The organism is Acidithiobacillus sp. (assembly GCF_027322205.1).
GTDB lineage: Bacteria > Pseudomonadota > Gammaproteobacteria > Acidithiobacillales > Acidithiobacillaceae > Acidithiobacillus.
The window spans coordinates 1-24,022 of the sequence record NZ_DAHVHY010000029.1 but is presented as its reverse complement, the minus strand read 5'-3'; the positions used below and the strand labels follow the sequence as shown (position 1 = coordinate 24,022).

Annotated in this window: 18 protein-coding genes; 11 read left to right on the top strand and 7 right to left on the bottom strand. The window is 58.0% G+C overall.

Going from position 1 to position 24,022, the window contains the following annotated elements:
• From M7F93_RS06375 to M7F93_RS06345, 7 genes are all read left to right on the top strand, one after another.
• Positions 1-1,273, top strand: a 1,273-nt coding sequence (locus M7F93_RS06375; protein WP_298170799.1) for a proton-conducting transporter transmembrane domain-containing protein, incomplete at its 5' end; no start/stop codon positions are given.
• Complete coding sequence (locus M7F93_RS06370) at positions 1,270-2,211, top strand: respiratory chain complex I subunit 1 family protein (RefSeq protein ID WP_298170796.1); 942 nt, start codon at positions 1,270-1,272, stop codon at positions 2,209-2,211. The genes M7F93_RS06375 and M7F93_RS06370, both read left to right, overlap by 4 nt.
• Before the next feature lies 1 nt (position 2,212).
• The gene (locus M7F93_RS06365) at positions 2,213-2,890 is read left to right on the top strand and encodes a formate hydrogenlyase (protein ID WP_298170792.1); all 678 of its coding nucleotides are present in this window, start codon (positions 2,213-2,215) and stop codon (positions 2,888-2,890) included.
• Positions 2,887-4,347 carry a hydrogenase 4 subunit F gene (locus tag M7F93_RS06360; RefSeq protein WP_298170789.1) on the top strand — a complete coding sequence of 487 codons (1,461 nt, stop codon included), beginning with the start codon at positions 2,887-2,889 and terminating at the stop codon, positions 4,345-4,347. The genes M7F93_RS06365 and M7F93_RS06360 overlap by 4 nt, the downstream gene beginning before the upstream one ends.
• A 10-nt stretch (positions 4,348-4,357) precedes the next feature.
• Positions 4,358-5,911, top strand: a complete 1,554-nt coding sequence (locus tag M7F93_RS06355) for a hydrogenase large subunit (protein WP_298170786.1) — start codon at positions 4,358-4,360, stop codon at positions 5,909-5,911.
• Positions 5,912-5,947: 36 nt separating this feature from the next.
• Positions 5,948-6,445, top strand: a complete 498-nt coding sequence (locus tag M7F93_RS06350; protein ID WP_298170782.1) for an NADH-quinone oxidoreductase subunit B family protein — start codon at positions 5,948-5,950, stop codon at positions 6,443-6,445.
• Positions 6,446-6,711: 266 nt separating this feature from the next.
• Positions 6,712-8,091 (top strand): ribulose-bisphosphate carboxylase, encoded by a 1,380-nt coding sequence (locus M7F93_RS06345; RefSeq protein WP_298170779.1) that lies wholly within the window; start codon positions 6,712-6,714, stop codon positions 8,089-8,091.
• Between the two features lie 82 nt (positions 8,092-8,173).
• Here M7F93_RS06345 and M7F93_RS06340 read toward each other — a convergent pair whose 3' ends face one another.
• The 4 genes from M7F93_RS06340 to M7F93_RS06325 all read right to left on the bottom strand — a co-directional run bounded on the left by M7F93_RS06340 (position 8,174) and on the right by M7F93_RS06325 (position 11,120).
• Positions 8,174-9,085, bottom strand: a complete 912-nt coding sequence (locus tag M7F93_RS06340) for a LysR family transcriptional regulator (RefSeq protein WP_298170776.1) — start codon at positions 9,083-9,085, stop codon at positions 8,174-8,176.
• Positions 9,086-9,365: 280 nt separating this feature from the next.
• Positions 9,366-9,881 carry an RNA pyrophosphohydrolase gene (locus tag M7F93_RS06335; RefSeq protein ID WP_366144716.1) on the bottom strand — a complete coding sequence of 172 codons (516 nt, stop codon included), beginning with the start codon at positions 9,879-9,881 and terminating at the stop codon, positions 9,366-9,368.
• An 85-nt stretch (positions 9,882-9,966) separates the two neighbouring features.
• Positions 9,967-10,410 carry an NUDIX hydrolase gene (locus M7F93_RS06330; RefSeq protein ID WP_298170770.1) on the bottom strand — a complete coding sequence of 148 codons (444 nt, stop codon included), beginning with the start codon at positions 10,408-10,410 and terminating at the stop codon, positions 9,967-9,969.
• Positions 10,407-11,120 carry a pseudouridine synthase gene (locus M7F93_RS06325; protein WP_298170768.1) on the bottom strand — a complete coding sequence of 238 codons (714 nt, stop codon included), beginning with the start codon at positions 11,118-11,120 and terminating at the stop codon, positions 10,407-10,409. The genes M7F93_RS06330 and M7F93_RS06325 overlap by 4 nt, the downstream gene beginning before the upstream one ends.
• 86 nt (positions 11,121-11,206) lie before the next feature.
• Here M7F93_RS06325 and M7F93_RS06320 point away from each other — a divergent pair, with 86 nt between their 5' ends.
• On the top strand, positions 11,207-12,238 hold the full coding sequence (locus M7F93_RS06320) for an agmatine deiminase family protein (protein ID WP_298170765.1): 1,032 nt from the start codon (positions 11,207-11,209) through the stop codon (positions 12,236-12,238).
• A gap of 95 nt (positions 12,239-12,333) precedes the next feature.
• On the opposite strand, the gene M7F93_RS06315 is transcribed toward M7F93_RS06320, so the two are convergent.
• A complete protein-coding gene (locus M7F93_RS06315; RefSeq protein ID WP_298170761.1) occupies positions 12,334-12,978 on the bottom strand; it encodes a class I SAM-dependent methyltransferase in 645 nt (214 codons plus the stop codon).
• Positions 12,979-13,311: 333 nt separating this feature from the next.
• Between M7F93_RS06315 and M7F93_RS06310 the strand changes: the two genes are divergently transcribed.
• Together M7F93_RS06310 and M7F93_RS06305 are read left to right on the top strand one after the other, a co-directional pair.
• Positions 13,312-15,408, top strand: coding sequence for a hybrid sensor histidine kinase/response regulator (locus M7F93_RS06310; protein WP_298170759.1), 2,097 nt, complete (start codon positions 13,312-13,314; stop codon positions 15,406-15,408).
• The gene (locus tag M7F93_RS06305; RefSeq protein WP_298170757.1) at positions 15,408-17,351 is read left to right on the top strand and encodes a GGDEF/EAL domain-containing response regulator; all 1,944 of its coding nucleotides are present in this window, start codon (positions 15,408-15,410) and stop codon (positions 17,349-17,351) included. Before M7F93_RS06310 ends, M7F93_RS06305 begins: the two co-directional genes overlap by 1 nt.
• 21 nt (positions 17,352-17,372) lie before the next feature.
• Here M7F93_RS06305 and M7F93_RS06300 read toward each other — a convergent pair whose 3' ends face one another.
• Positions 17,373-18,113 carry a Crp/Fnr family transcriptional regulator gene (locus M7F93_RS06300; protein WP_298170754.1) on the bottom strand — a complete coding sequence of 247 codons (741 nt, stop codon included), beginning with the start codon at positions 18,111-18,113 and terminating at the stop codon, positions 17,373-17,375.
• Between the two features lie 163 nt (positions 18,114-18,276).
• Positions 18,277-22,731, bottom strand: a complete 4,455-nt coding sequence (locus M7F93_RS06295; protein WP_298170751.1) for an autotransporter outer membrane beta-barrel domain-containing protein — start codon at positions 22,729-22,731, stop codon at positions 18,277-18,279.
• Between the two features lie 710 nt (positions 22,732-23,441).
• Here M7F93_RS06295 and M7F93_RS06290 point away from each other — a divergent pair.
• Positions 23,442-23,996, top strand: coding sequence for a Crp/Fnr family transcriptional regulator (locus tag M7F93_RS06290; RefSeq protein ID WP_298170748.1), 555 nt, complete (start codon positions 23,442-23,444; stop codon positions 23,994-23,996).
• Positions 23,997-24,022: the final 26 nt, after the last annotated feature.

The following is a 24,022-nucleotide window of genomic DNA, read 5'->3' as shown; positions in this document are numbered from 1 at the left end:
GGATGCCCACCCCGCCGCCCCCGCCCCGGTCTCCGCGCTGATGAGCGGGGCGATGCTGCAGATAGCCTTCTATGGCATGTTGCGGGTGGACTTTCTCTTCCTCGGCAAGCTGGCCATGTGGTGGGGTCCTTTTGTCTTGGTGGTGGGCCTCGCGACAGCCCTCTTCGGGGTGCTTTTCGCCGCCGTCCAGACCGACATGAAGCGCCTGCTGGCCTATTCCTCCATAGAAAATATGGGGCTGATCATGGTGGCTTTCGGCCTCGCCCTGATCTTCCGCGCACATGGGCTCAATGCCCTGGCGGCCCTGGCCCTGGCCGCCGCCCTGTATCACGCCCTGAATCATGCTTTCTTCAAGGGACTGCTTTTTCTCGGCAGTGGCAGCGTGCTGCACGGAGCCGGCAGCGTCGCCATGGATCGCCTGGGCGGCCTGATCCGGCAGATGCCCCAGACCGCATTTTTTATGCTCCTGGGCACCCTCGCCATCGCCGGCTTACCCCCGCTCAACGGCTTTGCCTCCGAATGGCTGCTCCTGCAAGCCTTTCTGCTCTCCCCCGCCCTGCCGCAAAGCACCCTCAGTGCGGTCTTACCGTTGGCGGCCTCCGGCGTGGTGCTGGCGGTCGCTCTGGCGGCCTATGCCATGGTCAAGTTTTACGGCATCGCCTTTCTCGGCCAGGCGCGCGGCACCCAGCATGTCCACGAGGCCGGACGCTGGGAACGGTCGGCCATGGCCCTGCTGAGTGTCGCCTGCATCTTCCTCGGACTCTTTCCGGGTGTCCTGTTGAATCTGCTGCATCCCGTGTTGCTGGAGATGCTCGGTCAGGGTTTCGCCGTCCAGCAAGGGCTGTGGCTGACCCCGGTCTCCGCACAACGCGCCAGTTACAGTCCGGTGATTTTCTTCCTCGGCATGGCGACCGCCCTCGGTCTGAGTTTTCTCCTGATCTGGAGTTTTTTTGGCCGGCCCTTGCGGCGCGTACCGGCCTGGGCCTGTGGCTTTCCCGTTCGGACGCCGGCCATGCAGGATAGTCCCATGGGCTTTGCGCAACCCCTTCTGCGCATATTCGCCCCGCTGTATCAGGCGGAGCGGGAGACAGACGATGCCGGCCGCTGGCAGCTACGGATCGGCGAACCGGTGTACCGCATCCTGTATAAGCCATTGAACCGCATATCCTTCTGGATATCGACTCAGGTGTTGCGCCTGCAGCAGGGTCGCATCACCCTGTATCTGCTTTACAGTTTTCTGACCCTGCTGATCCTGCTGGCGCTCTGGCGATGACCGCCCTACTGCTGGAAGTGGCACAGGTGCTGCTGGTGGCATTTCTCGCGCCACTCTTTGCCGGGCTACTGCGGGCATTGCGGGCGATTCTGCAGAACCGGCGGCCGGCTGGCTGCTGGCAGAACTACCGCGATCTCTATCGCCTGTTCCATAAAGAATCCCTGCAGGCAGAAGGAACGTCCTGGCTCTTCCGCTTTGCACCCTACGGGATTTTCGGAGCGTTCTGTCTGGCGGCCGGAATCATCCCCATTCTCGCCACCGGCCTGCCCCTGGCACCAACCGCCGATGTCATCGCCCTGGTGGGTTTGTTCGCCCTGGCGCGGGTTTTTCAGGTGCTGGCGGCCATGGATACGGGGACACCCTTCGCCACCCTGGGTGCCCATCGGGAAATGCTGATCGCCGGGCTTGCGGAACCCGCCCTGCTGGCCGCTCTGTTTACGGCGTCTCTGCTCTCCCGGTCCACCTCGCTGAGCGTGATCGTAACCCATCTGGAGCAACTGCGCTTTGCCCTGCACCCCAGCATGGTGTTCGCCGCTGCTGCCTTTTTCATGGTGCTGCTGGCGGAAAACGCGCGGATTCCAGTGGATAATCCCGCCACCCATCTGGAATTGACCATGATCCACGAAGCGATGCTCCTGGAATATTCGGGACGGCACCTGGCGCTCATGGAATGGGGCGCGCAGATCAAACTGGTGCTCTATGTGGCCATCGGCATTGCCCTGTTCCTGCCCTGGGGTATCGTGCCCACCGCAGAAATTGCGGCCTTGCCCCTGACGCTGCTGGCTCTGCTGCTGAAATTCGCAGCCGCCGCCCTCATCCTGGCACTGGTCGAAACCCTGCTCGCCAAGCTGCGCCTCTTTCGGGCGCCGGAATTCATGGCCACGGCTTTTCTGCTCGGGGTCATCGGACTCCTGAGCTTCTTCATGCTGGGGGCGTAATATGACGATTACCGCACAGGGGCTTACCTGGGGTATCCCCCTGCTGAGACTCCTCGCTGCCCTGCTTTTATTGCTGGCTTTCGCCATGCTGGCGCAACGGCGCCTACTCACCCTGATTCATCTTCTCGCCTGGCAAGGTGTAGTCCTGGCCGCCGGTACAGCGCTGGTGGCGCTGCTGACCGGACAAACAGAATTATGGCTTTCCGCAGCCCTGACCCTGAGCCTGAAAGCCATCCTGATCCCGACGGTCCTGCATCGTCTGTTGCGGCGTCTTCAGGTGCGCGGCGATGTCGAGGCAGTGCTCAACATCCCCCTGACCTTGCTCGCGGGCATCGTTCTGGTCATCTTCGCCTTCTCCCTCGCTGCACCCATTACCGCCCTGACCGGCGCGGTGACCCGCGGCATGGTCGGCATTGCCCTCGCCGCCGTGCTGCTCGCCTTCCTGATGATGATCACACGGCGCAAGGCCATTTCCCAGGTGGTGGGTTTTCTCGCCATAGATAACGGACTCTTCTTCGCCGCCACCAGTGCCACGCTGGGGATGCCGATGGTCGTGGAACTGGGGGTGGCCCTGGATGCCCTGATCGGCTTCGTCATTCTCGGTATTTTCTTCTTTCAGATGCGGGAGACCTTCGACAGCATGGATCTCCAACATCTCGAACAGATCCGGGAGGAATGATGCTGATCCTGCTGGTGCTGGCGTGCGCGGCGATCGGTATCCCCCTACTCGCCCTCTGGGGCGACGGACGCCGGGGCGCAGCACTGTTCATCGGCTTCAATACGCTGACCCTGCTGGCTATCCTGGCCCTCGCGGTGCAGGTGTTGCGCGACGGCGCATTTACCATTGACGGCGGGCAGTTCATGGTGGATGACCTCAGTATCGTGCTGGTATTGGTGGATGGGGTAGTGGCACTCAGTACGGCATGGTTCTCCCGCAGCTATATGGCGCAGGAAATCGTCCACTGGTCGCTCTCCCGTCGGCGTGTCCGCCTCTATCACGCCATGTTCCAGACTTTCCTCACCACGATGCTGCTGGCCTTGCTGACCAACAATATGGGCATCCTCTGGGTGGCCATGGAAGGCGCCACCCTGTCCACGGTCTTGCTGGTGAGCCTTTTCCGCACGGCGGAGGGCCTGGAGGCCGCCTGGAAATATTTCATCCTCTGCGGTGTCGGTCTGGCGATGGCGCTATTCGGTACGATTCTGCTGTATTTCGCCGCCCAGAAAGTGCTCGGGCACGGTGCGGACGCGCTGCTGTGGACGCATCTGGAAGCCGTGCGCGGTCAATTACAGCCGCAGGTCATGGCCATCGCCTTCATCTTCATGCTGGTGGGCTACGGGACCAAAATCGGCCTGAGCCCGCTCAACAACTGGCTGCCGGACGCCCACGCCAGCGGCCCCAGCTCGGTTTCGGCGGTACTTTCCGGACTGTTGCTCAATGTGGCCCTCTACGCCGTGCTGCGCGCCAAAGTGCTGGTGGACGGTGCCCTCGGTCCGGACTTCGCCGGTCGGCTGCTGATGGGCTTCGGTTTACTCTCCCTGCTGGTGGCGGCCTTTTCCATGCTGCGGCAGCGGGATGTAAAGCGGCTTTTCGCCTATTCCTCCATTGAACACATGGGATTGGCCACCTTCGCCTTCGGGATCGGCGCACCACTGGCGAGTTTTGCGGGTTTACTGCACATGATCAGTCATAGCCTGACCAAGTCCTCCGTGTTTTTCTCGGTCGGACAAGCGGTACAGAGTGTCGGCAGCCGGGAAATACAGCGCATCCGCGGCTTACTGGAACTCAGCCCCCTCCTGGGCTGGGCACTCATGCTGGCGGTGCTTTTTATCCTGGGGATGCCACCCAGCGGACTTTTTCTCAGTGAATTTCTCATCGTCGCCAGTACCCTGCAGGTCCAACCCTGGCTAACACCTTTGCTCTTATTGGGATTGGGTGTCGCCTTCGCCGGAATTTTTCCGCGCCTGCAGGGGATGGTCTTCGGGTCGGCCCCGGAAGGCATCGCCCGTCAGCCCGTCTCCGGCATCATCCCGGTTTTCATTCAACTGGCGCTCATCATCGTACTCGGGACATTCATCCCCTGGATGCTGGTCCAATGGATGCAGCATGCCGCACTGCTGCTCCTTCATGGATAGGAACACCATCATGCCCAACCCATCACTACGCGTACTGGCTACTTTCAGGCATTGGGGTACAGCATTGCCGGTGTGGTCCGGCCGCCTCCGTAAAGAATATTGGCCGCTTGCCGCTCAAAACATCCGTGCGCAGGGTGGACGTCTGCTGGCCCTCTGGGGCGAGGACCGCCGCACCACGGAAGCAGGCTATCTCGTCCATGCGGCATTTCTGTCCGAGACAGGCATCGTCCGCACGGAAATGATCGTGGACCCGGCCACTGCCGCCTACCCGAGTCTAGCCGCCATTTTCCCGGGCGCTCTGCGCATGGAACGCGCCCTGTATGATCTGCTGGGTATCCGCGCGACGGGGGTAAATGATACCCGTCCCTGGCTGCGGCATGCGGCCTGGCCTGCTGATCAATTTCCCCTGCGCACCGATTTTTCTGGAGAAGGTCTGGATATCGCCGCAGATCGCGACTACACCTTCCTGCCCGCGAGCAGCCCGGACACCCATGAGATTCCAGTCGGCCCCATACATGCCGGCATCATCGAGCCGGGGCATTTTCGCTTTCAGGTCCTGGGGGAGGAAATCCTGCACCTGGAGGAGCGTTTCGGTTATACACACAAAGGCGTGGAGCGCCTCTTCCAGGGCCTGGATGTGGCGGCGGGGGGCGCCCACCTGGCCGGACGCATCAGCGGCGACAGCACGGTGGCTTATGCCTGGAGCTATGCTCAGGCGGTGGAACAGATCATCTCCATGCAGATGCCGGAGCGTGCCCAATGGCTGCGCGCCCTCTGCCTGGAGCGGGAGCGACTGGCCAATCATCTCGGTGATCTTGGCGCCATCGGTAATGATGCCGGTCTGGCCTTCGCCCTGACTCAGTTTCAGGCCCTCAAAGAGGACCTGCTGCGCGAGAATCAGCACTATTTCGGGCATCGCTATCTCATGGACAGGGTCTTGCCCGGTGGGGTGGCCTTTGATCTCACGGCAGCGGCCATCGCGGCCCTCCAAGGTGGGGGGCAGGCACTCAAAACCGCTGTCGGGCGCCTGCAGGAGATCCTCGCCGAACACGGCGGACTGCGCGACCGCGTGGTACAACTGGGCGTAATTTCCCCCGAGCGGGCGGCGCATCTGGGACTCATGGGGGTCGCCGGCCGAGCCAGCGGCCAGGCCTGGGATCTGCGGGTGCAGTTCCCCCACATCCCCTACGACCAGCTCCAGGTGCGGATGGCCACAGCCACGGAAGGCGATGTCGCGGCACGTATGGCCGTGCGTTTTCTGGAGATTTCCGAGTCGCTGCGCTTACAGGAGGAGATCCTCCAGAAACTGCCCGACGGTAACATATACCACCCGCTGGATCTCCGGGATGCCGCGGGTGAAGGAGTCGGTTGGGTGGAGGGCTGGCGGGGCGAGATATTCTTCTGGCTGCGCATGGAGCAGGGAAACATTCGCCACTGCCGCCCCCAGGACCCCTCGTGGACCCTTTGGCCGGCGCTGGAAGAGGCGGTCCTGCGCGATATCGTCGCGGATTTTCCGCTCATCAACAAATCTTTCAACCTGAGTTACAGCGGCCATGATCTTTGAGCACAGCGCCTGGGCGCTTCCCGAAAGGAGACGGTGATGTATCGGATACTGCGTGAGGCCCTGCGGCTGGGAAAAGCCGGGGAAAAACCGCCACGGACCCAGCGGGACCCGGCATCCGCCAGCCCCTCCTGCTTCCGCCACAGTCTCAGCATCCGTCATGTGGACGCGGGCTCCTGTAATGGCTGCGAACTGGAGCTCCATGCCCTAGGCGGCCCCCACTATGGCCTGGAGCAGGCCGGTTTTCGCTTCACGGCATCCCCGCGCCACGCCGATGTGCTGACGGTGAGCGGGCCGGTGGCCCGTCACATGGTCGCGGCGCTGCACGACTGCCACAACGCCATGCCCGAACCCCGGCGAATCATCGCCATTGGCGACTGCGCCTGTTCTGGCGGTGTGTTCCGGGGCAGTTATGCGGTCATGGATGGTATCGCAGAGACATTGCCCGTGGACCTGCAGATACCGGGCTGCCCGCCAGATCCTGACGCTTTGTTGCAGGGGCTGTTGCGGGTGTCCGGGGACAGGGCGGAAACCTGATGGCACGGCACACCATCTCTCTTCCGTTCAGGACTTGGCCGCCTGCTGATAGACGACCGGCAGAAATTACCAATACTATTTTACTTATGGGGTCAATAAGATTCTTCTGGTATGTCGATCGAATTGGGGGTGCTAGAATAAAAACAGGTTTATATATCCCATTATAATAATGTCTGCATAGTGAGAGCGGGTATTCCGGATCAAATATGATGTGATATTGGCAGCTAAATCAATCTCTTTACCGTTAATATGAGCGAGGAACAACTATGGATCAATCTAATCGTTATGCCGATCTTTCTTTGAAAGAAACAGACCTTATCGCTGGTGGTAAGCACATTCTGGTGACCTACAAGATGAAGCCCAAGGCCGGCCACGGTTATCTGGAGGCCGCCGCCCACTTTGCCGCCGAGTCTTCCACCGGCACCAACGTCGAGGTCTCCACCACCGACGACTTCACCAAGGGCGTGGATGCGCTGGTTTATCACATCGATGAAGCCACCGAAGATATGCGCATCGCTTATCCGCTGGATCTGTTCGACCGCAACGTCACCGATGGCCGCATGATGATCGTCTCCTTCCTGACACTGGTCATCGGCAACAACCAGGGCATGGGCGACATCGAACATGGCCAGATGATCGACTTCTTCATGCCCCCGCGCGCTATCCAGCTGTTCGATGGCCCGGCCAAGGACATTTCTGATCTGTGGCGGATCCTTGGTCGGCCGATCAAAGATGGCGGTTATATCGCCGGTACCATCATCAAGCCCAAGCTGGGTCTGCGCCCCGAACCCTTTGCCGCAGCGGCTTACCAGTTCTGGCTCGGTGGCGATTTCATCAAGAACGACGAACCCCAGGGCAACCAGGTGTTCGCTCCGGTGAAAAAGACCATCCCGCTGGTATATGACGCCATGAAACGCGCCATGGACGAAACAGGCGAAGCCAAGCTGTTCTCCATGAATATCACCGCCGACGACCACTATGAGATGTGCGCCCGTGCCGACTTCGCCCTGGAAACCTTTGGTCCCGACGCCGACAAGCTGGCCTTCCTGGTGGATGGCTTCGTGGGTGGCCCCGGCATGATCACCACAGCACGTCGCCAGTACCCCGGGCAGTATCTGCACTACCACCGCGCTGGCCACGGCATGATCACCTCGCCCAACGCCAATCGCGGCTACACCGCCTTCGTGCTGGCCAAAATGGCCCGCCTGCAGGGCGCCTCCGGCATTCACGTGGGTACCATGGGCTACGGCAAGATGGAGGGCGGTGCCGACGACCGCAACATCGCCTACATGATTGAGCGTGATAGCGGTGACGGTCCCGTTTACCATCAGGAGTGGTATGGCATGAAACCCACCACGCCCATCATCTCCGGCGGCATGAATGCCCTGCGTCTGCCCGGCTTCTTCGAGAACCTGGGCCACGGCAACGTGATCAACACGGCAGGCGGTGGCTCCTACGGCCATATTGACAGCCCGGCGGCCGGCGCGGTCTCCCTGCGTCAGGCTTACGAGTGTTGGAAGGCGGGTGCTGATCCCATTGAGTACGCCAGGGAGCACAAGGAATTCGCACGGGCCTTCGAATCCTTCCCAAGTGATGCCGATAAGCTCTATCCAGGTTGGCGCGAAAAGCTGGGCATGCACAGGTAGGCCATCTACAGGCTCTGGTCCATCAGATGAAAACGCTCCTATCCGGGGGCGTTTTTATATCACCCCGACCAGATAACTCTCCCTACTCCGGCAGCAGACGCGCCGCCTCCTGATCCAGCAAAAAATCCCGGAAGGCCTGAGCCGCCGCTGAAAGGCGCTTACCCTGACGGTGTACCAGATACCAGTGGCGTTCGATGGGCATGCCTTGTACATCCAGCACCGCCAGATGTCCCGCCAGCAACTCTTCCCGCACCGTGTGCAGAGAAGCGATGCCCAGTCCCATACCGGCGCGTACCGCATGTTTGATGGCTTCGTGGCTGCTGACTTCAATGCTCGCATGCAGCATGACGCCGGCCTTTTCAAAGAACCGCTCTCCGACAATCCGCGTCCCCGAACCCGACTCCCGCATAATGAAGGGATAAGCCGCCACTGCTTGCAGAGTAATCGCCTTGATCTTAGCCAAGGGATGATCAGGCGCGGCGATGACCACCAACGGGTTCTCCAGAAAGGCCGTAGCCTCTAGCAACAAACCCGATGGTGGCCGCCCCATGATGGCGACATCCACTTCGTTCTCTGCCAACTGACGCAGCAACGTCTCCCGATTGGTGACATCCATGCTGAAGGTCACCTGCGGGTGCAATTTACTGAACGCCGCCAGCAGATAGGGCGCGATATACGCCCCGGTGGTCGCCACGCTGATATGAATATGCCCGCCCGCCAGCCCTTTGAGATCATTGATCACTTGCACCGCCTCATCCATCTGTTGAATGATAGCGGTACTATAACGCGCCATTTCCCGTCCTGCTTCGGTGAGATAGATCTGCCGTCCCAGTTGTTCAAAGAGGGGCAGCCCGACTTGCTCTTCCATCTGCCGGACCTGCATGGATACGGCGGGTTGGCTCAGGTGGAGCGCTTGCGCCGCGCGCGTAAAACTCTGATGTTTCGCCACGGCGGTAAACACCTGCAACTGGCGAAAAGTGAGATGCATGCTCATGAAGCCTTCCTGCAATGGCGGCAAATGGCTCGATACCTCAGGCCGTTAATCAGCATTATCTTATGGTATGATACCCATACTCATAACCGTTCTGTGCAGACATTCAGCAAATCCATAAAATCCCAGCCGGAAGCAGAGCTGGCTGAGAATACGGGACGGCAGCGATTTATATTGGGGACACCGTTTTAATCGACCTATAAATTGCTGCATGGTAACCGGGAATGCACACTCTGGGGATGCACATGCTTCGGCGTTTGGGCAAGAACTTCCAGAACCAGCCTCACTCTCCCGCGGAGCGCCCCGCAGTGGACTGCGGATCAGACATAGGTGCAGGACCCGCATTGATCAACGGCGCCAACTCCCGCAGCGCCTGCCAGTACACGCGGCGCTTGAAGGCAATGATTTCATTCACCGGCATCCAGTAATCCACCCAACGCCAGTCCTCAAACTCCGGCTGCTGGGTGCGCAGATTGATTTCCGCCTCTTCGCCTTCAAAACGGAGTAAAAACCAGATCTGCTTCTGCCCACGATAACGGCGGCGCGAGGCGCGATGACGGGCACAGGGCACTTCATAGCGCAGCCAACCCCGCGTCCTGCCGAGGATGCAGACCTTGGCAGTCCCCACCTCTTCTTCCAGTTCACGAAACATCGCCTGCTCCGGCGTTTCCGCATAATCGATGCCGCCCTGGGGGAACTGCCAGGCATTTTCACCCCGGCGTTTGGCCCATAACACCTGATTGTGTTCGTTACAAATGATCATGCCCACATTGGGGCGATAGCCGTCCGCGTCTATCATGTTCATCGTCTCTGCCGATGCCTTTATGCCCGTAATATAACACGCAGACGGGCCAGCGTCAGTCCACCCCGGTTTCCGGGGCTATTCAGACCATATGGAACAGCTCCAGCGGATAACGTTGGCCCGCCTGATAATCCGCCATACAGCGCTGGACCATGACGCTGCGCATCTCTTCCTGGCGCGCTGCCACTTCCTCCGGGGTCAGCCAGACCGGGCCGATGATACCCTCATCCAAGGTCCGGTTCGAATCCCGGGGGCCAAGGCGGCCGCCAAAAGCAAAGCGCAGATAAGTCAGGTTTTTCTCAGGATATTCCCAGTGATAAACGCCCGTCAGATATTCCGGATGGAAGGCATATCCCGTTTCCTCCAGGGTCTCGCGGACGACCGCATCCAACAGCGTTTCACCGGGGTCCCAATGGCCAGCAGGCTGATTGAAGCAGCGTTGCCCATCCACCACCTCTTCTACGAGCAGAAAACGGCCGTTCTCCTCTACGATGGTGGCTACTGTCACATGCGGCGTCCAAATCATGGGGTTTTCTCCGTCATACGCTCTGTTTCCGTGAGTTCACGCCACTGGCCGGGAGGCAGATCGTCCAGCGCAAAAGGCCCGAAGGCCTGCCGATGCAGGGTCAGCACCAGATTATCCAGAGCGGCAAACATCCGGCGGACCTCGTGGTAACGCCCCTCCGTCAGGGTCAACAGCACCTCGCGAGCTGTCAGGCATTGCAACACTGCAGGGCGACAGGGCGTGTCTTCGCCTTCCAGCATCAGGGTTCCTGCGGCCAGGATGTTCGCCGCGTCACCCCGCAATGGCTCCTGCAGAGTCACGCGATATACCCGGGGAATAGCACGGCGGGGGCTCGTCCAATGGTGCAGCCAGTCGCCGTCATCAGTGAGCAGCAGGACGCCACTGGTCTCCCGGTCAAGACGCCCGACACTGCTCAGCGACGGTCGCCGGTAGCGCCAACGCAAGGGAAAATCCTGATAAATGGTACGCGGATCATCGTGAGCACAAACCTTGCCCAAGGGTTTGTGATAGAGCAGATAGAGGGCATGAGGGTGATCAATGGGCTCTTCATCCACCCAGACCAGCGCCGCATCCACTTTGGCAGAGGCTTTGCGCAGCGGTTCCCCGGCTACTCGCACCCGCCCCTGGCGCAACAGATCACGCGCTTCGGAGCGGCTGCAATATCCCAGACGGGACAATAAATGATCCATACGTTCGGCAGATTTTTGCATAGGGTACAGTTTAGCCTGTGGAGCAAGCTGACGAGAAGCCTTAAACTCCCACGATAATGCCAAAATCACATATGGCGGAGCGCATCATGGCGACTGAATATATCCTCCCCCCGGAATGGGCCACGCAACGAGCGGTACAACTCACCTGGCCGCACCCCGATAGCGACTGGGCGCCGCGACTGAATGCGGTGCTATCGGTATTTGCCAGGATTGCCCGTGAAATCAGCTTCCGCGAAGACGTGCTCATTGCCTGCCATGACGCGGCCAGCGTCGAGGCATGTAGGAAATATCTGCACCGTGCCGGGGCCGAGCGCGCGCGCTGCCATCTCCACACCGTCCCCAGCAATGACTCCTGGACCCGCGATCACGGTCCCATCACCCTGCAGAATCCCGCTGGTCAGAGCAAACTGATGGACTTCGCCTTCAATGCCTGGGGTCTCAAATTCCGCGCCGACCTGGATAATCAAATTACCCGCCAACTGCATGCCCAGGGGGCTTACGGAAACGCAGCACTGGAGACTTCCGGGATGGTTCTGGAGGGCGGCAGTATCGAAGTGGACGGCGCCGGCACCCTGCTGACTACCAGTGCCTGCCTGCTCTCGCCCAACCGCAATCCGCAATGGTCCGCGGCGCAAATCGAGGACGTCCTCCGTACCCAGCTCGGCGTAGAACGCATCCTCTGGCTGCATAGCGGCCATCTGGAAGGCGACGACACCGATGCCCACATCGACACCCTCGCCCGCTTCTGCAACCCCCACACCATCGCCTACCAGAGTTGTGACGACCCCGACGATAGCCACTTCGCTCCGCTCCAGCAAATGGCCGCTGAACTCAGCGCTTTCCGCAACCGCAATGGCGCACCTTATCACCTGATTCCTCTGCCTTGGGCACAGGCGCAGTTTGACGACGAGGGCAACCGCCTCCCCCTGACCTATGCCAATTTTCTCATCCTCAACGCCGCCGTCCTGCTGCCCACTTACGACGACCCCGCCGATCACATCGCGCAAGAGCGTCTGCAACGCGCCTTTCCTGACCGGGAAGTAATCCCGGCCCCCTGCATCGAACTGGCCCGTCAGCACGGCAGTCTGCACTGCGTCACCATGCAGTTGCCGCGTTAAGGCGAATACTGTGCCAACGCCCGGGATCGTAAAAACGGCGCAACGGTATTCAGGTGTGGGCCACCGTAAAACCCTTGCCACCGCAGCCGTAGAAGTTAGGAAGGTACCGTCCCCGAAATGACTACCATGCCGCCCCAGGGCAGCGTGTGGGGCAGCAACCGTTCCAGCGTCCGTGCCACCCGGTTCCCGGCAGGCAGAAATATGGCGGAATGCACCGCCAGTCGGCGGACCGGCAAAGCGGAGAAAAAATCGAGCAACTCGTCGGGACGATGCCAGCGCGCCCCATGGTAGGCTCCACTCCCACCACCCTGCCCCTTCTGCGCGTAGAGCAGGCTTGCTCGGTTGAGCCAGCCGATGGCGAAACGCTGGCGCGCCACCCGCACGATCTCGGCCACGGCCTGCCGCTCATCCTCCACAAAACACAGGGCCGCGACCGAAACCACATGATCGAAACTACGGTCCGAAAAAGGCAGGGAGCGGGCGTCTCCGGCTACCCAGCGGATCGCGGGGGGACCCTTGGCGTGGGCGAAGGCAAGCCAGTCCGGGTTGGGATCAAGGCCGGTGGCGCGGAGGCATTCCCCGGCAAAGCGGCGGGTAAACCACCCGGTACCACAGCCCACATCCAGGAGCGTATCTCCCGGCCGCGCCTGCAGGCGCCTGGAAAGCAGGCGGAACTCCGCCGTGCCGATCCAGCGCCCGCGAGGGGTATCATACCAGGCGTCATAGGTAACAGCGTCCATCAGTCTGCCACCCCGTCGATCTCCGCCCCAATAGTGAAGAGATCCAGACGCGCCCCCAATGGGTCTATCGGGGTGCTGGCATTGCAGTCGAAGTGGACCGGTAAATCGTTCATATTTGAAAGTATGGAAGGATCCCGAGTGCCTTGCAATTGACAATAAATCAGCGGCACTCTTTTTCCTCAACTCGAACGGATTCCGATGCAGCACCTCCTGTTGTGATACACTCAGGCGTCGTTAACGCAAGATGTCAAGATGTCACAGACTGCTGGGTGCGGGAAGTATATTCCTCACCACACCATTATTTAGTTACACTACCGATAATCAGGCAATCCGATGGCTAAAAAAGTACTCGATGTGCAGAATTCCGACGACCACGTCGCTACGATGGATGGCATCACCGAGTTCCGCCGTCAAGAGTCGCTGATTAAAACCGGGGCACTGCAGAACGCGATATTCAACAGCGCCAACTTCTCGAGTATTGCCACCGACGAGAAGGGCGTTATTCAATTGCTCAACGTTGGCGCTGAGCGCATGCTGGGCTACGCGGCTGCCGAAGTGGTGAACAAGATCACCCCGGCCGATATTTCTGATCCGCAAGAACTGATCGCGCGCTCCATCGCGTTGGAGCTCGAATTCACAACCGCCATTGCCCCAGGCTTCGAGGCGTTGGTGTTCAAGGCCTCGCGCGGGATAGAGGACATCTACGAGCTGACCTACATCCGCAAGGACAGCAGCCGCTTTCCGGCGGTGGTGTCGGTCACGGCGCTGCGCAACGATCAAGAAGGAATCATCGGCTATCTGTTGATCGGCACCGATAATACCGCGCGCAAACAGGTGGAAGACAAACTGCGGTGGGCGGAGGAAAGCTTTCGCTTGATGGTCGAGAGTGTGACCGACTACGCCATTGTCATGCTTGATCCGGAGGGACGCGTGGTAAGCTGGAATGCCGGTGCGGAGCGGATCCAGGGCTATCATGCGGAAGAGATCGTCGGACAGCATTTCTCGCGCTTTTATCTTGTGGAAGACGTCAGCAACGGCAAAGTGCAGAGCGACCTGGAGGCGGTGATAGCCAACGGTCGCTTTGAGGATGAGGGCTGGCGGGTACGGAGGGACGGATCAACCTTCTGGGCCAATGTGATATATACGGCGATTCGGGATCAATTCGGCAATTTGCGTGGTTTCGCCAAATTAACCCGTGACCAGACCGAGCGCAGGCAAGTTGAAACCGCGCTGATCGACGCCAAGTCCGCTGCGGAAAAAGCCAATCGGGCGAAATCTGAGTTCCTGTCCAGCATGAGTCATGAACTGCGCAGCCCACTCAATGCGATCCTGGGTTTCGCCCAGTTGATGGAATCCGATTCCCCGTCGCCAACACCCTCGCAGGCGGCAAGCATTAAGCAGATTCTCCAGGGGGGATGGTATCTGCTGGAGTTGATTGACGAAATCCTCGATCTCGCGGTGATCGAGTCAGGTAGACTGGCGCTGTCGCTGGAATCGGTGTCGATCTCCGAAGTCATGATCGAATGCCAGGCCATGATCGAACCGCAGGCGCAAAAACGAGGCATCCGCATGACCTTCCCCCAGCGCGCCTTCGATAAATTTGTCAAGGTCGATCGGACCCGGTTTAAGCAGGTTCTCATCAATCTGCTTTCCAATGCGATCAAATATAACCGGACGGACGGCACGGTCGTCGTGGCATGCGCCACGATCGCCCCGGAGCGTATACGTATCAGCGTCACCGATACTGGCGTGGGTTTGTCTGCGGAAAAGCTGGCACAACTGTTCCAGCCGTTCAATCGTCTCGGCCAGGAAGCCGGTGCCGAGGAAGGCACCGGCATCGGCTTGGTGGTGACCAAGCGACTGGTCGAACTGATGGGGGGCGAAATCGGCGTGGAAAGCGCCATCGGGGTGGGAAGCGTGTTCTGGATCGAGCTGACCGCGGCCGCCTCACCACAAAGTGTGGCTGGCATCACCGAATCTACGCCGGTGGTTCAAGTGCACGTTCACAACGACGCACCGTTACGCACGCTGCTCTATGTAGAGGATAATCAGGCCAACCTGAAGCTGATCGAGCAGTTGATTGCGCGCCGCCCCGATATGCGCCTGCTGAGTACGGCGAATGGACATCTCGGCATCGAAATTGCGCGGGCGTTTCAGCCGGAGGTGATCCTGATGGACATCAATCTGCCCGGCATCAGCGGTATCGAAGCGATGCAGATATTGCGCGAAGACCCGGCAACAGCGCACATCCCGGTGGTGGCCCTGAGTGCCAATGCTATCCCGCGCGACATCGTGAAGGGTCTGAAGGCAGGATTCTTCCGCTACCTCACCAAACCGATCAAGGTGAATGAATTCCTGCACACGCTGGACGAGGTGCTGGAGTTTGCAAAACATAAGGGGCAATCAGTGCAAACAAAGCAGCACGAATAATGGTGCTCAGTGCATCCGACATTGTTAACGCCAGCATCCTGATCGTTGACGATCAGGATGCCAATGTGCTTCTGCTCGAGCGTATGCTGCGCGGCGCCGGTTATGCTTCCATCGCCTCTACGACGGCTTCGCATGCAGCTTGTGAGCTCCATCGAAAAAACCGTTATGACCTGATCCTGCTCGATCTGCAGATGCCTGGCACGGATGGATTCCGGATAATGGAATGCCTGAAGGCAATCGAACTGGACGGTTATCTTCCGGTATTGGTGATCACCGCCCAACCGGAGCACAAACTGCGCGCACTGCAAGCCGGTGCAAAAGATTTCATCAGCAAGCCGTTCGATCTGCCCGAAGTACTGACGCGCATCCACAACATGCTGGAAGTACGCCTGTTGTACAGGGAATCGAAGCACCACCGCCGGGTGCTGGAACAGACGGTGCATAAACTGCGCGAAGCAGAGTCTGGATTACGCAGCACCGAAGCGTCATTATCCAAAGAGAAGGCGGCGCTCGACGAATACATACTGCAATTGCGGCAGGCGAACGAACACCTGGTGGTCGCTACCATTAAGGCCCACGAACTGGCCGATCAGGTCCAGGCGGCCAGAGACCAGATGGATTACGCAGCGCAACACGATGCGCTCACCGGCTTGCCCAACCGGCTACTGCTGCAAGACCGACTCGGTCAGGCCATTGAGGCGGCACGACGCCAGGAAAGACCGCTCGCCGTGATGTTTCTGGATCTGGATCGATTTAAATATATTAATGACTCATTGGGACACGCGATGGGCGATCAGTTGCTGCAATCGGTGGCGCAACGACTGAAAGGTGGTCTACGGCACTCGGACACCATCAGTCGCCAGGGTGGGGATGAATTCGTCGTGCTGCTTCCGAATATTGAGCACGCCGAAGATGCCGCCCTCTCTGCGGATAAGATACTCGCGGCACTTACGCCACCACATCACATTGGTGGGCATGCACTCCATATCAGCGTAAGCATCGGCATCAGCATCTATCCGGACGATGGCCAGGATACGGAAACACTGCTCAAGAGCGCGGATAGCGCGATGTACTATGCCAAGAACGGACGCAACACGTACAAATTCTTTGAACAGCAGATGAATGCGCGGGCCATCCAGCGGCAGTCCATTGAAACCGGCCTGCGTCGGGCACTGGAACGGCAGGAGTTTGTGCTGCACTACCAGCCGGTAATTCATCTACTCAGCGGCGAGACGGTCGGCGTCGAGGCGCTTATTCGCTGGCAACACCCGGAACGCGGGATCCTGTTACCAGAGGAGTTCGTGCCCATCGCCGAAGAGTGTGGTCTGATCCTGCCGATGGGTCACTGGGTGCTGCGCGAAGCCTGTAGTCAGGCCCAGGCTTGGATACAGGCAGGTTTCCCGCCGATTACCGTCGCCATCAACACCTCCGCATTCGAGTTTCGTGGCAAGGACTTTATTGAGAATATCCGCGCGACCCTCGCGGAAACAGGCTTGGCCCCGCACCTGCTGGAACTCGAAATAACCGAAACCGTCCTCATGAGTGACTCTGTATCCACCAATTCCGTACTCAATGCGCTGGTAGGCATGGGGATAAAGCTGGCCATTGACGACTTCGGCACCGGCTACTCCAGCCTCAGTTATCTGCGGCAGTATCCCGTCGATGCGCTAAAAATAGACCAATCGTTTGTGGGTCAGATGACCAGCAGCGCGGACAGTGCCGCCATCGTCAGCGCGGTAATCAGCCTGGGTATAAACCTCAAGAAACGGACGGTTGCAGAGGGTATCGAAACCGCAGAACAACATGCGCTGCTTTTGGCACTCCATTGTGATGAGGGGCAAGGCTATTATTTCTCGCCCCCGGTACCGGCTGGTGAATTTGCTGCGCTCCTGCAATCGGGCGTCCTGCCACTTAGTGAACACCGACACCGGGATACCATCTGAAAGTCCACACGCTGACTCACACTATGTAGCGCTCGGGCGCCTAACCTCACCGAGTATCCAGATATAGTCCGCCTTATCCACCGCGTAACAGGCGCAGGAAGCGTCTTCCAGACCAGCGCGATCGAGAACTGTCACATCCCCGCGGCAATAGTGGATCAGCCCGCGATTCTGCAGTGCAATCGCAGCGGTAGTGACGCCGACCCGGCGCGCACCCAGCATGCCAGCCAGGAACTTGTGTGTGACATGAAATTGATTCGAGTGGGATCGATCCTGGGTCATCAAGAGCCAACGGGCGAGACGCGCCTCCACGACATGGAAATGGCTGCAGGCGGCCGTTCGTGCCAACTGCGTCATCACGACATAAAGGTAGCGATTTAGCAGGCTTTGCAGCACGGGACTACACTGGAGTTCGCGGCGAAACGACACCGCAGTCATACGCAGAGTAGAGCCCGCGTTCTGAACCACAGCGGGCAACGCTGAAGTGGTTGCGCCGAGGATGAGAGGGATCCCGACCATGCCTTCGTTTCCCACCATCCCTACGCTCAGCCCTGCGCGTCGATCGATCGGTGTAATCTGAGCAATGATACTGCCTGTGGGAAAGTACACATGACGGATACGCTCGCCAGGTTCGGCTAAAATATCGGCAAACCGCAATTCGACGGGATCACATCCCAGCAAAAATCGCTCACGCTCCTTACTTGGGAAAGCCTCAAGAATGTCATTGAGAACAGGGACTGGAAGGGCTGAATCTGCGCGAGGCATGCGAATTCTCCTGATGTCTGGGCATCCAGTAAGCTGAGAGGGTACAGGCTCTACCCGATGCCGGACATAAGGTAGGCGCACAATTACCAGTGACGAATCCCGCACAGTCTGCTGTAACATCGGATCATGGTCTGTACGGTGGGATACCTATACTTTCCTGAAATCACCAGCGCCATACTCCGCCCATCGCGAGTCCAGTGGTTGAGATGTTGCCAGCAAAGTTTCCCATATACTCGGTGTACAAAGATAATCTATGGATAATATGCAGATTAACGCCCACATCAGTAGTAAGCGATGTCCTGTCCGGAGCTATACCCACCTCCGACACCGGGGCCAACTGGCCTAATGTTTCTGTGATAAAACGCGCGTTGCCGGTTAAGATACGCTGGACCCCGAGATCAATATGAGGTGTTACGGCCATTTTCCCGACATGATAAACATGGCTAAAGTCGGCACCCGCTGTAGCATCCGTTTCATTGTCCGTCTGGGCGGCATAGTTTAAGTCGAGGAGTGATGTGGCCCCATGCTCCGAAAATCCCGGTTGTGACTGCGAATAGCTTGCCACGCTGGCATTCGGGGTCACCGTCACCCAGGGCGTCTGAATAGCATATCCACCCTGCAGCACAGCGTGTATCATCTGCCCGTGATAATTGCCTAAGGCTGTAGCGCCCGTATTCGGAAGGTTACGCAACCCCTGGATGGATTCACTGGTGTACCCCACCAGTCCCTGCACAAATACGTGATGGTGCTTATATTTGCCATAGAGTGTCGTGCTTATGCTTCCGATGTTCGCTTGGCTACCATCCGCATAGCCTGTTGTTGGCAGGTTCAGTAAGGTATGTACGTACCCCATCGCCACCCCTGCCGTAAAGCCGTGGTGCCGGAAATCCACGCCGCCATAGACACCACCACTTTGATCGGAGAACGCAGATATTCCGGCAGATCCAGTGGCATTGCCGACGTCTCCTAATCCCTGTAACCAGAATCCGGACGGTGACCTGCCATTCTGCGCACTCTGATCCTGCGCGTCTGGGACGGATAAGTTGGCCAATTGTCCTGACATGACGGTCCCCATGGAGTCCAGCATGGTGTGCGCGATCGCCGCCCCTGCGGAACCTTTATCATGCGCAAATACCAGCGTATCCGCCTGCGCCGTCATGTTGATCAATGCGGTAGGAATATCTGCGTAAAGCTGCCCGCCGAGATACGCCGGAGCGTCATTCATGCCCACTTGCCCAGGAGTGGCGGCCAATTGGATGCTGAGCCCGTTTTCATTGGTCGCCAGACTGGGGGTAACATAGGCCGGAAATGGATCATAAACGGTTGTCGAGAATGCTCCTGTAATCCCCCCTCCCGCAGTCAGTATCTGGTACTGATCCCCGGCCACATAACTGGCGCCAGGATCCACTTGTATCAGCAATTTCCCGGCAAGGTTGGCGGTGCCGGAAACGGCCAGCACATCATGCACCGAAGGGGCAACCTCAATAGCCAGCGTACCCCCAGCATTCTGTGTATAGTTGCCGTTGATATGCAGGGTGCCAATGCTGCCGCCGGGAAATACTGTACCATCATTGGTGACATCACCCACGACCGTGCCATGGCCGCGCAAAACGCCCCCTGAAGTCACGGTTATGGCGCTATTCAGGGTAGCCCCAGGGTGTGCTGCATCACCGACTTCCAGCGTGGTCGGTGACGTAACTGTGGAAAACGCAGACACGCCACCGACCATTGAGTAACCCACCGTATTGGAGGCGTTGTCCAGGATCAACGATCCGCCACCGACTATCGTCAGTGGACCGCTCCCGGAAAAACTGCTATTTACCGTGTCAATGTTGCCGTCCGTGTCTATAACACCCCCATTGCTATTCACCGCGACGGGCAACGACAGGTTCAAGTCTTGCGTGGTGAGGAATGTGCCTCCATTCAGCGTGAGTGCGCCACCACCCAAGGCCTCGACATTAGCGACGCCGAGAGTGCCACCCGCAATCGTGGTGCCGCTTTGGTAGGTGTTGCTGCCCGTCAATGTAAGCAGGCCCGGCCCCTGTTGCCAGAGCATGCCATATCCACTGATGGTACCCGGCACCACAATGTTTCCGGCGCTATTAAACGCCAGCGCACCGTTATCGACGACATTGCCCGGAAGATTTCCACCCATGCCCCCATTGCCAATCTGAAGGTCCGTATAGCCATCAATCGTGGTACCTCCGGAATACGTGTTCTCTCCGGAAAGAATGGTGGTACCACCTCCGAAGATCGTCAGGCCACCGGTTGAAGTGCCATTTTCGGGAATGAAATTTCCGGCAAAACGGTTGATGAAGCCGTCATTATTGATCGTTCCACCATTTTGTCCGATAAAAAAAGCGCGACCATCTTGTAATGCTGCCGTGGTCAGAAATGTCCCGTCATTGAGGGTGATGTTACCACTACCCATTTCAGGCTCAGCGCCAATAGCCAGCGTGCCACCATCGCTGACAACCGTGCCACCGGCGTAACCATTGCTACCGGTGAGGGCCAAGGTGCCAGAGCCTTCTTCACGGACGCTGCCTGACCCGTTAATCATACCCGGAAAAGACACTTGTTCAGGCACATCAAAAACAATGGAACCGTTATCCAGAACATTGCCCAGAATGCCACTCTGACTATTGCCGCCATTACCAATCTGGAGCGTGGTGCCCGGCGTGATCGTGGTACCCCCGGTGTAGCTGTCCTCCCCGGTAAATACCGCCGTGCCACCCCCGGTGACGGTGACACCGCCATCGGGGGTGCTGTTCATTGGGATGAAGTTGCCTGCGAAGGTATCCGTATAACCATCCGTATTCAGAGTGCCGCCGTTGAGGCCGATGAAGAACACTCTACCATCTTGTAATGCCGAAGTCGTTTCAAAAGCGCCACCATCCAAGGTGATGTTGCCGCTGCCCAGCGCACTCTCGGCGCCCACGCCCAAGGTGCCACCCGTAACCAGGGTGCCAGCGGTATAACTGTTGCTGCCCGTCAAATATAAAGTGCCCGGCCCCTGTTGCCATACGATGCCCAGGCCACTGATCTGACCCGGAAAGGTGACGTTGCCAGATTGATTGAATGACAAAACGCCGTCATTGAGGACGTTGCCGATAATACTGCCCGTGATACCACCATTGCCCAACTGTAATAGGGTAGAGTCTTCAATATAGGTGTTTCCGGCATAGGTGTTATTCCCGGTCAGCGTCACACTACCGCCCCCTACCACGAATAATCCCCCATTACCTGAAAACGTGCCATTGAATGTGTCGGCATTGCCTACCGTGTCAATGGTTCCGCCATTGCGGACCTCTTGTGCGGTGCTGGCGTTCGCCGTACCGTTGACCCATGCCTGCCCGTCCGCGTTGAGCACATAAGGTCCATTGCCAATCCCGGCAGTGTTCGGGGCACCGTTGCTGTTCACCAATCCGAAATAGTCTGAGGAGGTGCCGAAGTAATCGACGCCATTGATCGTTGAGTGATTCATGTCGTTGAAAAGTTCCATGGCGAGGCTGCCAAAGACGCCCTGCTGCTGTAACTCAGGAGAAACCTGCAAGATTTCGGCGTAGGCTTTGGCGGCAATCGCCGACCAGTTTGCGGTATCGCCTGCTGGCGTGTACGGATCCATCATCATGTACCCGAGGAGCAACGGTTTGCCATAGGTCGCTTGCAGATAGCGGGAAAAGGCGATAACCCGACCGGCTATGGTGCTCATACCCTCCTGCTGGGGGCTGACCACCGTTCCACCAGTAGCTGCGCCGCGCATTTCCTGAAAAGTAATGAAGTTCAGGTACGGCGCGGCCACGCTCAGGGACGGGTAAAAGTTGGACCATTGGGACGCGTTTTCGGTGCTGCCACTATAGACACCGAAGTCTCCGACGCCGGCACTGGTGAGAATAGTCAGGCCAGGATGCTGGGCATGTTGAAGAATCTGTGCCGCCTGGGCGAGCCATGCCCCGAATTGAGCCTCATTACCCACCCCTGGGACATTAAATTCAGGTTGAATCACTACGGACACGGTACCGCTCAACGTGGACAGATAGTTAGCGAGCAGTTGGGTGTTTGCCAGCCACGCTTGTGCATTTTGCTGCACATAGCCCCAGGCACCGGAACCCATAGAGCCCAGGTCCCCCAGGTAATAATCAAACAGAACGGGAGCATAACCCTGTTGCATCGACGTTTGCATGCCTGCCATCCAGTCGGTCTGCCAGCCTTTGGTTAGCCATATGCCGAGCGCCTTATTGTTGCTGGGGAATTGCATTTGTTGCAGGAGGGAAGGCGTACTCACGTAGGTATTACCGACCGTATTCAAGGTCATGCTGTCGCCGACCCCAAAGCAGTAGGCGCCCCCGCAAAGAGAGGTCATGGTGGCTGGTGGAGCACCCTGATCCAGCACAATATTGTTATTGCTCGCTAGGCTGCTAGAAGTGCGTAGCGCCCCATTTTGGAGGTCGAGCAACCCGCTGCCCAGAGCAGAGCCGGCGGCAATATCCAGGGTGGAGGCGTTAACCACGATCCCGGCATTACTGGTGTTGCCTGCGCCAGCCGTGATCGTACCACCACCACCGATGAACTGAGGCGTGGCCGTGGCGGCCCATGGGAAACACAACAATGGGAACATCAGCTGACTACATACGATTAACCGTATGGCGTGTGCCAGATTAAAGGTTACGGTCCGATCGGGTGTGCAGTCGGACAGGTATTTGTTGCTTGATGGCATATTAGATAGCCCTTGCTTGTGATTACCATAAAATACAGCACTATGCTGATTTTAATAGATATTATTATGTTGCAATTCAATATATAAAAGCATATTGCTGTGCCGTTGAAGCGCTATGTTATGTACCACACACAGCATAGTCAACAATATTTTCGCTTTATTTTTGGCTAATTTTAACATCTGAAGCCATGGATATATGGAGTATCTATATCAGTATGTTACATCACACAAACAACCAACTTTATGATATATATTGAAAATACAATTGATATAATATGTTCTGCATCGAACATTAAATAATTATTTATGTGTGCGATTGCGTACCATCAATAAATACAAACCATTAAAAACCACCGAATTATTCACGCGGGTATCTACAATGATTGGCTTATAGAATGAGAAATCTGGCTATGATGCGCATTCAAAGCCGCGCCGTGGGCAGTGATAGCCAACTTGGCTCCTGTATGCCCGTCACAGGCTCGATCAGGCTGCTGGTTTTAGCGCGAAGTACAATTTTATCAGTTGGTTACCACACATAGAGGCTGCCGTTTGATATCGTCATAAAAATACGCCAAAATCTCCAGAGTAAATTTGGGCGACAGGAGAGCCGAATGTCATACGCGCACGACCCTCGCCAGAATTATCTGCTTGCCGCACTACCGGCAGATGAGCACGCGGCAGAACTCTTTCCACAGCTGGAAAGAATCCCGATGCCACTCGGCATGGTCCTCCACGAACCGGGACGCCCGCCAACGCACGCATACTTCCCGACCACCTCCATCGTCTCTCTGCTTTACCTCACAGAGGATGGTGAATCGGCGGAAGTAGCCGTGATTGGCAACGAAGGGATTGCTGGCATCACGCTCTTCCTTGGGGGAGAATCCACAATCAACCAAGCCGTCGTGCACAGTGCTGGTTACGGCTATCGGTTACGCGGACAAGCACTCAAGGAGGTGTTTGGTCAGGGTGGTCCAATACAAAGACTGCTGCTGCGGTACACTCAGGCTTTGCTCACGCAGATGGCGCAGACCGCCGTATGTAACCGGCATCATACCCTGGATCAGCAATTTTGCCGCTGGCTGCTGCTGAGCCTTGACCGCCTGCCATTCAATCGTTTGGTAATGACTCAGCAACTGAGTGCGCATTCCGGCGATCGTGGGCAGTGATTCCGCTGATCGTGGGCACCCCCGAA